This window comes from Campylobacter sp. (assembly GCF_030528245.1).
GTDB lineage: Bacteria > Campylobacterota > Campylobacteria > Campylobacterales > Campylobacteraceae > Campylobacter_D.
Genome location: NZ_JAUMZG010000032.1, coordinates 1 through 15,289, shown reverse-complemented (window position 1 = coordinate 15,289; position 15,289 = coordinate 1). Strand labels below are relative to the sequence as shown.

Annotated in this window: 10 protein-coding genes and 1 pseudogene; all 11 read left to right on the top strand. The window is 50.6% G+C overall.

Going from position 1 to position 15,289, the window contains the following annotated elements:
* The first annotated feature begins 278 nt into the window (after positions 1-278).
* Complete coding sequence (locus Q4A73_RS06095) at positions 279-1,451, top strand: nucleotide sugar dehydrogenase (protein ID WP_303206566.1); 1,173 nt, start codon at positions 279-281, stop codon at positions 1,449-1,451.
* Positions 1,451-2,557 carry a UDP-galactopyranose mutase gene (gene glf, locus Q4A73_RS06090; RefSeq protein WP_303206565.1) on the top strand — a complete coding sequence of 369 codons (1,107 nt, stop codon included), beginning with the start codon at positions 1,451-1,453 and terminating at the stop codon, positions 2,555-2,557. The genes Q4A73_RS06095 and glf overlap by 1 nt, the downstream gene beginning before the upstream one ends.
* Positions 2,554-4,854: an ATP-grasp fold amidoligase family protein gene (locus Q4A73_RS06085; protein ID WP_303206564.1), complete on the top strand. Its 2,301-nt coding sequence runs from the start codon at positions 2,554-2,556 to the stop codon at positions 4,852-4,854. The genes glf and Q4A73_RS06085 overlap by 4 nt, the downstream gene beginning before the upstream one ends.
* Positions 4,841-5,719, top strand: a complete 879-nt coding sequence (locus Q4A73_RS06080; RefSeq protein WP_303206563.1) for a histidinol-phosphate transaminase — start codon at positions 4,841-4,843, stop codon at positions 5,717-5,719. The genes Q4A73_RS06085 and Q4A73_RS06080 overlap by 14 nt, the downstream gene beginning before the upstream one ends.
* Before the next feature lie 5 nt (positions 5,720-5,724).
* Positions 5,725-5,925, top strand: coding sequence for a hypothetical protein (locus tag Q4A73_RS06075; RefSeq protein WP_303206562.1), 201 nt, complete (start codon positions 5,725-5,727; stop codon positions 5,923-5,925).
* The gene (locus tag Q4A73_RS06070) at positions 5,873-7,141 is read left to right on the top strand and encodes a histidinol-phosphate transaminase (protein ID WP_303206561.1); all 1,269 of its coding nucleotides are present in this window, start codon (positions 5,873-5,875) and stop codon (positions 7,139-7,141) included. Before Q4A73_RS06075 ends, Q4A73_RS06070 begins: the two co-directional genes overlap by 53 nt.
* A complete protein-coding gene (locus Q4A73_RS06065) occupies positions 7,141-7,767 on the top strand; it encodes an HAD-IB family hydrolase (protein WP_303206560.1) in 627 nt (208 codons plus the stop codon). The genes Q4A73_RS06070 and Q4A73_RS06065 overlap by 1 nt, the downstream gene beginning before the upstream one ends.
* Positions 7,764-8,723: a radical SAM protein gene (locus tag Q4A73_RS06060; protein ID WP_303206559.1), complete on the top strand. Its 960-nt coding sequence runs from the start codon at positions 7,764-7,766 to the stop codon at positions 8,721-8,723. Before Q4A73_RS06065 ends, Q4A73_RS06060 begins: the two co-directional genes overlap by 4 nt.
* The gene (locus tag Q4A73_RS06055; RefSeq protein ID WP_303206558.1) at positions 8,716-11,820 is read left to right on the top strand and encodes a glycosyltransferase; all 3,105 of its coding nucleotides are present in this window, start codon (positions 8,716-8,718) and stop codon (positions 11,818-11,820) included. The genes Q4A73_RS06060 and Q4A73_RS06055 overlap by 8 nt, the downstream gene beginning before the upstream one ends.
* Complete coding sequence (locus Q4A73_RS06050; protein WP_303206557.1) at positions 11,817-13,523, top strand: hypothetical protein; 1,707 nt, start codon at positions 11,817-11,819, stop codon at positions 13,521-13,523. The genes Q4A73_RS06055 and Q4A73_RS06050 overlap by 4 nt, the downstream gene beginning before the upstream one ends.
* Positions 13,520-15,289 (top strand): annotated as a pseudogene (locus Q4A73_RS06045) (hypothetical protein); the annotation flags it as partial. The gene Q4A73_RS06050 and the pseudogene Q4A73_RS06045, both read left to right, overlap by 4 nt.

Below are 15,289 nucleotides of genomic sequence, written 5' to 3'. Positions count from 1 at the left end.
CCTTGGGGTGTTCTATTTTCAGCCTTTTAAGCTTTTAAAGGCGCTAAAGGGGCAGAGCGTGGCGATGAAGGTGGACTTTTTGACTTCGACTTTCGCGGCGTAAATTTCAGTGAGGGTTTGCATGCACGACCTTATTTCTTGACATTATAGCCCAGTTGTTGCTCAGTTGTTGCAATTTTGATCGAGTCGTGGGCTAAAATGAGCGAATTTGCACCCCAAATCATCTTGTTTTTTTGTTACAATGGCGCTTTTTAATTCTTCGCACATTAAGGACTTTTTTGAAAATAACTGTAGTCGGAATCGGTTATGTTGGGATTTCTAACGCCATACTCCTCTCCCAAAGGCACGAGCTCATTTTGCACGACATCGATGCGGCTAGGGTCGCTAGCATCAATGGCAGCTCCTCCCCCATCAAGGACGACCTGATCGAGCGCTTTTTTGCTAGCCACAAAGACGCACTCCGCGCCACGCAGGACGCTAGCGAGGCTTACCAAAACAGCGACGCCATCATCATCGCCATCAACACCAACTACGACGAGAATTTATCCGCCTTTGATACCGCGAGCATCGATGGCATCTTATCCCGCGTCAAGAGTCTCAACGCAGGGGCCACAGTCATCATCAAAAGCACCCTCCCCATCGGCTACACCCAGGGCGCGCGGGAGAAATTCCACCCCCTTAATATCCTCTTCTGCCCGGAATTTTTGCGCGAGGGCAGGGCGCTTTATGATAGCCTCCATCCTAGCCGCGTGGTCGTCGGTGGCCCCCTTGATGCGGCTAAAGGGGTGGCGGATTTATTTTGCGAGTGCTTGGAGAGCAAAGAGGTGCCCGTGTTTTTGATGAGCCCGGATGAGGCCGAGGCGGTCAAGCTTTTTTCCAACACCTACCTAGCGATGCGGGTTGCTTTTTTCAACGAGCTGCACTCCTACACTTTGGCTAAAAATTTGGACGCTTTTAAGATCATAAAGGCCGTGAGTGCCGATGCTAGAATCGGCGATCATTACAACAACCCAAGCTTTGGCTACGGGGGCTATTGCCTCCCCAAGGACACCAAGCAGCTCTTTGCGAATTTCAAGGGCATCCCCAGCGAATTGATGCAGGCCATCATTGAGAGCAATGCCACCCGAAAGGCCTTCATCATCACCCACATCAAGGAGCGGGGGGCGAAAAAGATTGGAATTTACAGGCTTGTGATGAAGAAGGACTCGGATAATTTTAGAAATTCAGCCATGCTTGATTTGCTTGAGGGCTTGAGGGACGAAAATTTGCAGCTTTGCATTTACGAGCCCTTGCTTGAGGGGGATGATTTTGAGGGCGTGGCTGTGGAGCGGGATTTTGACGCCTTCGCGCGCTCTTGCGATCTGATCGTGGCCAATCGCTTGGATGCGGCGCTTGAGGACTTTCGCCACAAGGTTTTTTCCGCCGATACTTTTGCGGACAAGGGTGGATGATGAAATACGACTATTTGATTGTAGGAAGCGGCTTGTTTGGCAGCATTTTTGCGCATGAGGCGAGAAAGAGGGGCAAATCCTGCCTTGTCGTCGAGCGCAGGGGCCACATCGGGGGTAATTGCTACACCCTGCGCGAGGAGGGCATCAATGTGCATTATTACGGCGCGCACATCTTCCGCACGGATGATAAAAAAATTTGGGACTATATGCAGCAGTTTTGCGAATTCAACCGCTTCATCAACTCCCCCCTAGCCAACTACAAGGGCGAAATTTACAACCTCCCCTTCAACATGAACACCTTCTCAAAGCTCTGGGGCATCACCACGCCACAGCAGGCGCAAAGCATCATCGAGGCGCAGAAAAAGCATCTGCAAAAAGAGCCCTCAAATTTAGAAGAGCAGGCCATCTCCCTAGTCGGCACGGACATTTATGAAAAATTCATCAAGGGCTACACGCAAAAGCAGTGGGGCAGGGCCTGCAAGGATCTGCCAAAGTCCATCATCCGCCGCATCCCCGTGCGCTTCACTTACGATAATAACTACTTCAACGACCCCTACCAGGGCATACCCAAGGGGGGCTACACGCGGATTTTCGAGCAGCTTTTGGAGGGCTGTGAAGTTTTACTGGATACGGACTTTTTAAAGCACAGGGCAGAGCTTGGCCAAAAGGCTAAAAAAATCATCTTCACGGGCACGATCGATAGCTTTTTTGATTACGAGCTTGGCGCGCTTGAGTATAGGAGTTTGAAATTTGAGCACGAATGCTTGGATGTGGCGAATTTTCAAGGCGTGGCCGTGGTGAATTTCACCGATGAAGAGACGCCCTACACACGCATCATCGAGCATAAGCATTTTGAATTTGGCACAGGGGAGAGGACCATCATCTCGCGCGAGTATCCCGTGAGCCATCACAGGGAAATAGAGCCCTACTACCCCATCAATGACGTGAAAAATCAAGAACTCTACGCCCGCTATCAGGCCCTGGCGCAGCGGGAGAAAAATGTCGTTTTCAAGGGCAGATTGGGCGCGTATAAGTATTTTGATATGCAAGATGTGGTAAAGTCCGCCCTCGCCTACACCGAAGAAGAACTAGGAGCATCTTCATGAAAAACATCAAAATTTCCATCCTCATCCCCTCTTTGAATTCCATAGACTACTACGATGAGTGCATCAAAAGCGTGATGCATCAAAGCCTCAAAGAGATCGAGATCCTCTGCATCGACGCTGCCTCCACAGACGGCACCCTAGAGCTCATCCAGACCTACGCCCAGCAAGATCCCCGCATCCGTCTCATCCTCAGCGATAAAAAAAGCTACGGGCATCAAATCAACCTTGGCATCGCGGCCGCACAAGGCGAGTATGTGGGCATCGTAGAGAGCGATGACTACATCAAAAAGACCATGTATGAGGAGCTTTACGCGCGGGCGAAAAAAGACGACTGCGACATCGTCAAAAGTGATTTTTATATTTTTACGAAGGAAAAAACAAGCTACAACAAGGTGAGTCATTTTGACGCGCTTTATGAGGGGGTCCACCGGCCCCTGGAAAATTTAAAGCTCTTCTTCACCAACGGAATAAACCAAATCGGTATATACCGATTGGGTTTATTCCGAATAAACCAAATCGCCGCCAACCCCTCCCCCGGCGCCTCCTATCAGGACAATGGCCTCTTTTTCCAGCTCTTTGCTCACGCGCAAAAGATCGCCTTCATCCCCAAGGCCTTTTACATGCTAAGGCGCGACAACCCAAACTCCTCCGTAGCCTCCAAAGAAAAGGTCTTTGCCGTCGCTGATGAGTATGACTTCATCCGCGCATTCCTCGCAGGGCATCCTGAATTTGAAGAGAAGCTAGCCCCCATCTGCGCCTATCATCGCTATGGTAATTATGTCTTCACCCTAAAGCGCATCGCGCCCCAGCACCGCAAAAATTTCCTCCGCCGTTTCGCGCAGGACTTTGCCAAGATCATCGCCGCAGGCGAGCTCCAAGAAAGCCTCTACGCCCCCGATCAGCTTGAAGAAATTTACCAAATCACAGAGGACTATGAGGCCTACTGGGAGCGCACTTACTCGCCCAGAGCGCCCAGACGCGGCGCCGTTTTGCGCGTGCAAAGTATGCTAAGCTACCGCTTGGGCGAGGAGCTTTTCAAAACGCGCAGCCCCAAGGCCGCCCTGAGTCTGCCTTTGCGCTTGGCGCGTCAAATTTGTGCCTTTCGTTTTGAGCAGCGCGTGAGGAGGGCACTCGTGCGCATCGATCCCCAGCTTACCCCTCCGGCTCTAAAAGATTATGAGGACTATGAGGAGGGCCTGCGCTTTCAAAACCACCTCAAATTTAAATTCGGCCAGGCCCTACTTAAAAATCCCCTCACCTTCCCTTTTCGCGCCCGCAAGATTCACCGCGCGCACAAAAATGCCCTCCATGCCGCCGCGGATGCTAGTTTGTGCGGGCTTAGCGATGAGGAATTTTGGACGCGAAGATTTGAGGACATCTTCGGGCGCAAGGGGGACTTTAAGCATCCCCAAAGCTTCAACGAAAAGCTTGTCCATCGTATGCTTTATGATAGGAGTCCGCTTTACACCTTCCTAGCTGATAAGCTCAAAATGCGGCTCTTCGTCGCCTCCACCCTTTGCGACTGGGGCTGGGAGCTCTTTGCTAAGGATTCTTTATGGCATAAAAGTGTGGATGCCTTAGGACAGGCTCTGTTCCGCACGAACGACTGCGCCCACCTGCCTAAGCTTTATGGAATTTACCGCCGCGTTTGCGATATCGACTTCTCCACCCTGCCTGAGAGCTTCGTGCTAAAGACCAATCACGACTGCGGGGGCTATGTCATCGTGGAGGATAAGCAAAAATTCCTGCGCGAGAGCGAGAAATTCTCCGCGGCGCTAGAGAAGCTTAAAAATCACTTAAAAACAAACTACTATCCCATTTTCAGGGAGTGGCATTATGATGCTATTGAGCCTAGAATTTTTGCCGAGGAGCTTTTGCGCGATGAGGGCGGCAAGATTTTGGACACCTATAAATTCCACATTTTTGACCAGCAAAATTGGCAAAACAACTTCATCCAAGTGACCACCGACCGCTTTGCAGACTACCAAAGAGCGATGCTGACGGCCTCTTGGGAGCTAGCGCCCTTTAATTTCATCTACGACAACGCCGCGGTGAAAAAATTCCCCGCCAGGCCCCAGAGCCTTGATGCGATGATGGCGCTTTCTCTCAAGCTCGCCCAGCCCTTTGACTATGTGCGGGTGGATTTGTATCAGGACGGGGAGAAAATTTATGTGGGTGAGCTGACCTTCACGCACGGAGCGGCCTCGGAGCTTGTCATTTCAAACGATGGCAGGGATTGGGATCTGGAGCTTGGAAAATTATGGAAACTCAAAAGGCTAGGGTATGAGGGCCGCTAGTCATAATCAAAAACTCAGGCCCTACCTTTCTTTGCCCCATAAAATTTGGGATCTCAAGGACGATGCGGATGTGCTAAAGCTCGACTGGAACGAAGCGACCATCCCCCCCTCGCCCAGGGTGAGCGCGGCCGTGAAGGGGGGTAGGCTTGAGTGGTATCCTAACACGAAAAATAAAAATTTACTCAAGGCCCTAGCCGCCTACGCCCAGCAGGAGAGTGCCGATTTTATCGAGCTTTTTGCGGGATCGGATGCTGCGCATGAGGGCATCATCGATACCTTTTTAGAGCGGGATGAAGTCATCGGCATCATCTCGCCGACCTATGATCATTTTAGAGCCCGGGCGCAGGGTGTAGGGCTTAAAACCCTCTCCTTTGAGCTGGATGCGGACTTTGAGCTTGATTTTGAGGCGCTGAATGTCTTTTTGAAAGAGGGGAAAATCAAGCTCCTCTACCTCTGCAACCCCAACAACCCCACCGGCAAGGCCTACCCACCCCAGAGCCTAGAGGCGTTAGTGCGGGGCCATGCTGGCGTGATCTTTCTCATCGATGAGGCCTATTTTGAATTCTACGGGCAAAGCCTAGCGCATCTTTGCGCGACCTGCCCGAATTTAATCATCACGCGCACCTTTTCTAAGGCCTTTGCCCTGGCTAGCTTTCGTATAGGCTATGTCATTTCTCATCCCGAAAACATCGCCACACTCAATAAACTAAGAAACCCAAAAAGCGTGCCCCTGCTCTCTCAAGTGGCGGCGCAGGCGGCTTTAGAAGATCTAGCCTACACCGAGACTTATGTGAGTGAGGTGAGGGCGGCGCGGGCTGAATTTGTGCGACTTCTCGCATCAATGCGGGGGGGGGGGGGGGGGTAACCCATGTGTCCGTAGCGAATTTTGTTTTGGTAAAGATGGGGGCGCAAGCCGTGGAATTTTTAGAAAAAAGGGCCATTTTTGTGCGCAATTACTCCCACATCATCCCTGAGCATTGCCGCATCAGCATAGGCACGCGGGAGCAGATGAGGGTGCTTGCTAAAAACATGGGGGAATTCACAGAGCGAGGGGGTTTTGGCCTTGCTTAATGTGAATGTGGCGATTGGAATTTTCGCCTTGATTTTTAGGAAATGGATGATGATAAAGCTAAACGAGCATGAATTTAGCATCGCTTGTAAGATTAAAAAACTCAAGGACGAGGCGGGCAGCCATAGTCCTAGCATTTTTACCCTAGCCCAGCAAGTGCCGGAGCTTAAAATCAGCGTGGATGCGTGCTTTCTCTCCAACCCCTACGCGACGGCCTTGTTTTTGCGCTATGTTGAGGAGGAGTTGATTGGGGGTGGGAGACTGCGAGATCTTTTGGAATTCTACCCCTCACAAAATAGGATCATAGCCCAGAGCATGAGCGATTTTATCGGCATTGGAGCACGAAATATCTTCATCGCCAACGGCGCCATTGAGGTTATCCAGGCCGTGATGCATCGCTTCGTGCGCGGACGCGTCCTGGTGTGCATCCCGACCTTTTCATCTTACTATGAATTTGCCACCACGGAGGTGCTTTTTTATCCCTTGAAAAAGGAGGAAAATTTCGCCCTGGATGTGGAGGATTACCTCCGCTATGTGAGGGCGCAAAGGCCGCAAACTGTGGTTCTCATCAATCCCAACAACCCAGATGGTGGCTATCTTTGCACTGCTAGGCTTGAATATCTCCTAAGCGCCCTTTCTTTCGTAGAAAACATCATCCTAGACATCTCCTTCATGCATTTTGCCTACGAGGATGAAAATTTAAGCCTCATCAAAGCGGAGGAATTTTTCAAAAAATTTCCCAACTGCATCCTCATCAAAAGCATGTCCAAGGACTTTGGCGTCGCTGGTATCAGGGTGGGCTATGCCATCATGAGCGAGGAGAGGGTTGATGCCCTACTTGAAAACGGCTATCTTTGGAATTCCAACGGACTGGCGGAGTATTTTTTGCGCACCTACGCCCAAGAAAAATTCTTTAAAGAATACGAGCAAACGCGCAAAAAATACATCCAGCAAACGCAGATTTTCTTCACCAAACTGCGCGAAATCGAGGGGCTTAAAATTTACCCCAGTCTGGCAAATTTCGCCCTCGTGGAGCTTTTGGATGGGAGCAGGGCTGAGGACTTTGTAGCCAAGATGCTGATAAAATACGGCATTTACACCCGCACCTGCAAGGATAAAATCGGCTTGGAGGGCGAGTTTGTGCGCCTAGCTAGCAGGACGCAGGAGGAAAATGAAAAAATCCTCCACGCCCTGAGGGAAATTTTCAAGGAGCGATGATGAAAGAAATTTTAGCCCTTTTTGACTTTTGCGAAACCATCACGACCTTCCAGACCCTAAGCCGATTCCTGCCCCTTGCCGCCGCGCACAACGCAAGCTTTTCGCCCCGAGAAAATCTCGCCCGCAGGAAAAGATATCAAGAGAAAAATTTAGCCTACCCGCGCTTTGAGGAGCTCATCGACTTAGAGCTTAGCCTCGCGCAGGACTTGGCAAGGGAGTTTTTGTTTGATGAAATTTTACCCGGGCTCAATCACAAGATCATGCAAAGGCTCTTCTACCATCAGGACGCAGGGCACACGGTGGCCATCGTTTCGGGGGGCCTTGAGCTTTACATCAAAGAATTCGCCAAGCTTTACAAGATCCCTCATGTCATAGCCGTGGAGCTTCAAACGCGCGAGCAAAGGCTAACGGGCGACATAGAGGGCATCCACACGATGTGTGAGCGCAAGCTTTACAAGCTAGCCGACCGCCTCCCCTTGCACGCCTATGATTTGTCGCGCTCCTATGCCTACAGCGACTGCGTGAGCGACATCCCTCTCCTTTCCATCGTGGGGCATGCCACAGTGATCGATCGAGGCAGGGATTTGAGGTGGGCGGAGTGCTTAAATTATGAGGTTTTAGCGTGAAGTTAGCGAATTTTAAAAAATGGTGGCTATCCCTCGTCAAAAATTTAAAGCACCACGAAAGATACGACAGGCAGCTCACCCAAACCCAGGCCGAACTCACCCAAACCAAAACCACAGTGCGTCATACCCTTGACTTTCATCTGCGTAAAATCACCCCAATGGCCTTTTTGGAGCTTGTGGAAATTCATCTAGCCGAGGCGTGTAATCTTAATTGCTTTGGCTGTAATCATTTTTCTCAAATCGCCGCCGAGTCTCTCACGGACCCAGCCGCCCTTGAAAGGGACCTCCGTCAGCTAGCTAGCATATCAGGCGGCTGGGTTGGGGTGCTGCGACTGATGGGGGGTGAGCCCCTGCTAAACCCAAGATGCGCGGAATTTTTCGCCCTCGCGCGCAGGTATTTTCCAAGAAGCGAAATTTGGCTGGTAACGAACGGGCTTTTGCTTGAAAAACAAGATGCGGCTTTTTGGCAAAGCGCACGGGAAAATGGCGTGCAAATCCGCCCCACAAAATACCCTCTGAAAATCGACTGGGACAAGATCCGCGCCCTGTGTGAGGCTAACGATGTGCCGCTCATCTTTTTTAACGAGGGCGAGGTGGAAAAAACCTCGTGGAAATTCACCCTTGATCCAAAAGGAAAGTGCGATAATTATCATTCTTTCATCCACTGCTCGATGGCCAATCACTGCGTGCAGCTTAAAAACGGGCGGCTTTTCACCTGCACCCTGCCCGCGCATATCGAGCATTACAATGCAAAATACGGGCAGGAATTTGAGACCTGCGACTTGGATAGCATCAGCATCTATGAGGCTAGGGACTATCAGGAAATTTTGTCCTTTCTGGCTCGGCCCATCCCCTTTTGCCGCTATTGCAAGGTCAGCGAGTGGGGGCCTGTTGGCAAGTGGAGGGCTAGCAAAAAAGATAAATTTGAATATTTAGAAAGTATGAAAAATGCGTGAATTTAAAATACTCCTCATCACCCCAGAGCTCGAATACACCGGCGCGCTCAATAGCTTCAAGCGCATGTGTCAAACCCTCCTTAATAACGGCTTTGCTGTGGATGTGTGGAGCTATGAATTTGGCCCCTTCATCGAGGAGCTGGACGCTCTGGGGATTTTGACTGAGTGCATCGGGGAGAATGAGCTTGACAGAGAGTGGGTGGAGCGTAGGATTTTCAAATACAACCTCGTGGTCGCTAACACTGTGGTCGTTTATAAGGCGGTGGAGTTCATCAAGGACTTTTTGCCCGTGGTGTGGTATGTGAGGGAGGCGGAGAATTTGCCCTCATTTTTTTGGATACCCCAGAGAAAAACCGCCCTTGAAGCGGCTAGGAAAATTTATGTTGTGAGCGAGTATGCAAGGGATTTTATCGTCAAAAATTATAATCCCAATGTCGAGGTGCTACACAATTATGTCGATGATGTTTTTGAGGCGGAGGGCTGCTTCATCGCTGATAAGCCGCAAAAAGGCGCGCAAAGGCTGAAATTCCTAGCCCTTGGCACGATAGAGGAGCGCAAGGGCTATGATGTTTTAGTCGAGGCCTTCATTGCCTTGCCAGAGGCGATACGAGCGCAGTGTGAGCTGCATTTTGCGGGGCGTTTGTGGGAGGGCGCGGCGCATTTTTACCCGGGGCTTTTAAGGCGCATCAAGGAGCATCCTAATATCTTTTATCACGGTGAGCTGCGCGAGAAAAAAAGCATCCACAAACTCCTAAAAGATAGCGATGTCGTGGTCGTGCCAAGCCGCGATGAAAGCTGCTCCTTGGTCGCCTTGGAGGGGGCGATGATGGCTAGGGCGTTGATTTTGAGCGAGAATATCGGCGCGAAATATCTTTTGAGCGGGGGTGAGGAAAGGGGGCTTTGCGTCAAAACGGGCTGCGCGGATGCACTGAAGGAGGCCTTTGTGCGGCTTTTTGAGGGGAGGGGGAGGCTTGATGCGATGGGGCGCAGGGCGCGGGAGGCTTATTTGCAAAGCTCAACCTACGAAATTTATGAAAAAAATTTCATCCGCATCATCCAAAAGGAGCTTTCAGCCCAACCCTACCTTTACCGCGTCCAACAGGGGCGCTACGAGCTTTACTCCTTTGATGTTTTTGATACCCTCATCATGCGAAAATTTGCAGAGCCCAGGGCTATTTTTAAGCTTGTGAAAGAGCGCATTGGGACTTGGGATTTGCCGCGGGATTTGATAGAAAATTTTGAAAGCATCCGGATGCAGAGCGAGCAGTATTTTTACAAAAATGTCTGCAAGAATGACTTCATGGATGTGCGCCTTGAGGAAATTTACGCCCTAATCGCGCAGAATTTTTCACTCAGTGCCACGCAAAAACAGGCTCTCATGGACATGGAGGTGGAAACAGAGAGGGAGAACTTACTCCCCATCGAGGACAACATCGCCCTCATCGAGCACCTCGTGCGTGAGGGCAGGGAGGTCGTTTTGATTTCTGATATGTATTTGGATGCAAAGATCATTCGTAGCTTTTTGTTGCCCTTTTCTAGCGTGTTTGAGGGGATTTTTATTTATGTTTCTTGCGAGTATAGAAAGAAAAAAAACAACGGCGCCCTCTTCAAAATGATACTCAGAAAGCGGCAAATTCAGGCCAATCGCTGGCTGCATTTTGGGGACAATTTTGAAATCGACTGCCTTGAGGCTAAAAAGCTCGGCATCCGCTTCCATCACTTCCACAACGACCTTCTTGATTATGAGCGTTACGCGCTTGGATCTTGCGACTCCCTTAGCATCCAAAAATGGCTAGGCAAGGCTAGAATTTTCAGGGTGCAAAATGGGCTCAGTGCCTTGGAGGAGCTGGGCGCTTGCTTTGGCGCGCAACTTTTTTTGCCCTATGTTTATTACGTGCTCAATCAATGCCAAAGAAGGGGGATAGAGTGCCTTTATTTCATCGCTAGGGATGGTTATGTCCTGCAAAAAATCAGTGAAAAAATCATCCAAAAAGAGGGCTTAGACATACAGACGCGCTATATTTATGGCTCACGCGCGGCGTGGAAGAAGCCCTTTTTGGAGCAAAATTTAGAACAGATCGCCCTTTTGCGGGCCTATCTTAGCCAGGAGCTTGATGGGGGGGCTAATTTTGCCTTTGTGGATGTGGCCGGGACAGGGACGACCTTAGACTACATCGCGCGGGAAATTCAAAAAAACGCAAGACTAGCAGAGCACTTTTGCGGGGCTTTTTACCTCCACAAAAGTGAGCTCCACCCCCAAGGATGCCCGAGTTTTTTTGCCCTGAGCGACTTTCATCAAAGCCGCTATTTTGTGGAATTTTTCTGCCGCGCCCTAGAGGGGCAGGTTTTAGGCTATGAGGCGCGCGAGGGGGGCATCGTGCCGCTTTCTTGCGAGGAAGAAGCCGCGGCGCTTAGGCACTTTCATTATGGGGATTATCTCGAGGCGCTTTTGGGCTTTGTGGAATTTTTTCTCAAGGATGAGGATTATGCGCGCTTGCTTTGTGATTTTTCCCTCACGCAGTTTTACTTGCGCTATCTGGTTTGTGGCGCGGATAAAAATTTCGTAGAGCTTGTAGGCTCCATCCCCTTCGCGTTGGATGATCCATACAGCCAGACAAAAAATAGGATCGTTGCGAAGAGATTTTTCGAGTCGGGTCAGGCTAGGGAGAAAAATTCTTACAAATTTGACTGGAGCATCATGCGCTCGACTCACACGGTCAGGGCGCTTTATGATGCTAGGGAGCGCAAAATGAGTCTGGGCGCTGTAGATAGGGTCTGTGCGCATCTTTGCTATAAGCTTGGCAACGCGCTTGTGAAAAACGCCAAGAGTCCTTTGGGGGTTCTCAAGCTCCTATTTTTGCTCCCCGCCCTCATCCTAGCGCACAGGGAGGAGGCGCGCATGCGTCAAAGCTCCATCAAACAGCCGCTTGAGTATTATGATGACTATGAGGAGGCTTTGCGGATACAGAATTTCTTTTCCTATCAACTGGGCGCTCTTTTGATCAATTCAGCGAAAAAATACAAGCTTTTTTGTCCCTTCGTTTTGCCCCGTCAAATCATAAGGCTGCACAAAAAAAGAATCGGGAGAAAATCATGAAAAAACCAATAATAATCGGCGGCCGCGATGATGGCTTTGGCGAGAAGATGAGGGCGCTTTTGAATGCGATCTTTGTCGCGCAGGAGCTTGGACTTGAGTGGGGCTTTGTGTGGCCGGATTGCTGGGAGGAGCAGTTAGAGGGCGGAGCGGTCAAAAGCCCTATGGCGAATTTACCCAAGATGAGCGAGCTTTTTTCTGAGGACTTCATCCGCCGTTACCAGCGCCCCGAGCTTCCTAGCAACTACCTCATCCCCGTCCTCGAGCGCCACTACCAAAAAAGCATCAAAAATTTACTCACCCCCCCCTTTGAGCACGACTGGGGCTGGTATATGACGCAGGGGGATTTGGATGTGTGGTTTAAGGATGTGAGCCGGGCGCACTACCGAAAGAGCCTAGCCTCCATCTTCGCCTCCATGGACTTTAGCCCTGAGGCGAGGGCGGTGTTTAGGCTGGTGGATGAGAGGGGTCTGGGGGACTTTGTCGCCCTTCACATACGAAGCGGAGAAACCCTCTACAAGGACTACTATGTCAAGACTTGGTGGCACTGCCGCTATAAGGTCTCACCCTACCCGCTCAATGTCGCGGTGGCTTTAGATGAGCTTAAAAAGGGCCACCGAGTCGTGCTTTTTTCGGATGATTTTCCCGTGTGCGATGCCATCAAGAGCTATCTTACAAGGCTCAATCCAAACTACGAGGGTAAAATTTTCACCGCCACAGAGTTCAAGCCTAGCGATCTTAAGGGCTGGGAGGATCTGCTTTTTGATGTGTATTTGATGAGTAAGGCTAAGAGAATTTACTGCTCCTGGACCACGGGCTTTGCGCGCTTTGCTTGCTACATCGGCCATAACGAGCTCATCGCCCTGCCAGAGCACTACTCCGTCGCGCAAAGCTATGAATTGATGGTGAAATTCATCGACATAGAGGGCGTGCATCCGCGTCAGGCTGGCTTTTGCTACTTTTTCCTCTACCTTTTGGCCAAGGACTTGAATTTGCCCTTTGAGATGAGGCATGCTTATTTGGAGCGCTCCTTTGAAATCTGGCCCAACGACTCCACCCAGCTTTTCCGCATCGATCTGCTTTTGGAGCGGGGTCTTTTTGAGGAGGCTGAGGCCCTGCTTGGCGGACTTAGCCCTGAGAATAGGCAGGATTTGCTGACCTTGATGCTGGAGTATCCGGGCTTTAACCCGACCTTCCCTTTCCACATCTTCAGCCGCTATTTTTTGAGCGCCAAATACCATCACCTCACCCGATTCGCCTTTGAAATTTATCTAGCCTTTTACGATGAAAAAAGCATCGCCAACGCCTACCATCCGGGCTTTAGAGAGCCCCTGATGCATGCATTTGGCGCGGCCTTTAGCCCGGCGCAAGACTCCCAGCCCACCCCGCAAAATATCGACATCTACAAGCGCCACTCCCTAGCCTACACCCTGGGCCGTGCGATGATAGAAAATTCCAAGTCCTTGCTCGGCTACATCCGCATGCCTTATGTGCTTTCCTACCTTAGGGAGCAGCACGCCAAAGAAACGCAGCGCCTACGCGATGAGGATGTCTACTGTAAATTTTACAACGAGGCCGAGACCCTAAGCGTCGAGCTCGGGCGGGCACTGATACGCGCGCACAAGGCTTGGTTTAAGGGGGGTTACATCAAGCTTATTTTTATTGACATCCCTTTGATTAAGAAAAATTTCAAGGAGAGACGATGAACGCGCAAATGCTAAACGCTAGACTCGATCGCGCCTTTGAGCTGTGGGACTTTGAGGCGGTGGATGGCTTTTTTGAGGAGCAAAAGGGCTTTGCTAGGGAGGCTTTTTCTTTTTACTGCGAGAGTGCGCAGCTTGAGAGGGCCCTTGCGGTTTTACAAAGGCATCCGCAGAAATTTGAGGCCGCGCAGGGGCAGGACTTGGAGGACTTTTTGGGGGGTAAAAATTCCCGCCTCAGCGCCCACATCCAAGCGTCCTATGAGTTTATGAGCCGCTTGCGTGAGAATTCCCTAGGCTCCAAGGAGGCTTGCGAGGCCCTGCACCACTTCCTCCCGCAAAGCTCTCCTCGAGCGAAGAGCTTTTTCATCAAGGCCGCTGTGGATTATTTTCTCCTCAACGACCCGGACTTTTTCAGCTACGCCTCTTGGCCTGTGCTTGTGAGCCTACATAATGACTTTGATGGCACGCTCATGGGCCGGCTTTATATGGATAAATTTGAGCACGCCTTTAAAAATAATGTCTTCAAAGGTGGCCATTTGCGGCACAAAAAGCGCATCGCCCTAGCCATCTCGGGCGCCTTGCGCGGCAAAAACTGGCTCAAGCTTCTCAATAAAATCATCACAGACCTTGGCCTTGAGGCCGATGTTTTCTTTTTCACTTGGGATAGGGAGTATCACTGGATGGGGCTTGGGGGCAGCTCGTGGTGGGTGCATCGCCTTTTTGCTAACGAGCCTGAGTTGATAGCCTCCGTGCCTGATAGCCTCAAAAGCCACGGCGCTTTCCATCAAAATTTCCCCCAAACCCACGCCAAGCTTCATCAAGCCACCTCCACGCGCCTGAGCCTCATCAAGGTCCGCCAGATCAAAAATTTGGTCGCCTTTTCGGTGGAAAACGAGGAGGAATTTGTGGAGAAATTTAAGCTCCAGCCCCCCGCCAACTGCCAAAAAATGTGGTATGGCAAATTCCGCCTTTTGCAGATGATAGAGGAGCACGAGGCAAGGGAGGGCTTTAAGTATGATTTTATCATCAATCTCCGCCCCGATGGGATCTTGGAGGGACCTTGTGATTTTGCGCGGCTTGAGGCTTTAGAGCCTATGGAGGTTTCGGTGATTTTAGGCGGTGAAGGGGTCAATGACGCCTGCCTAGCGGGACGCTCACCTGTGATGAAGCTTTTTTTGGGCATCTGGGAGACCGCGCTTAACAATAAGCATCTTGGCCTTTTTGCCACCGCGCCGCAGGGTATGGGGACGCACTACCTGCCTCATCGGCTCTTCATGCTTGAGGGCGTGCGGATCAGAAAGCCCTTTTTGGCGCTAAACATTACAAATTTAGGGCTTGAAAACTGGATCTTGCCCCATTTTGAGCCCCAGCTTGAGAGGGATTTGCAAAGCACGCCATTAAAAGGCGAGGAGCTGGAAAAAGCCTTGAAATTTTTTGAGCGTTTTAAGGATGCGTTCGCCGAGTCTAGCGAGAAGGCACTGCTTGGCGCACCGGCTAGGGTGAGTAACCACCTAGCCTACAAGCTAGGCCTTGCGATGATAAGAAATTCCAAGTCGTTCTGGGGCTATGTGAAGCTGCCATACATTTTGATGAGCATCAAAATCGCCCATCAAGAGGAGCAGAAAATCATCCAAGAGAAAATCAAATACGGCCACAAGAGCGAGCCCCTGCCGCTTGAGCTTTACGATGACTATGAGGAGGCGATGCGGATTAGGGAATTTCTTTCCTACAAAATGGGCGAGGCGCTGATGCGGGGCTATAAAAATTTG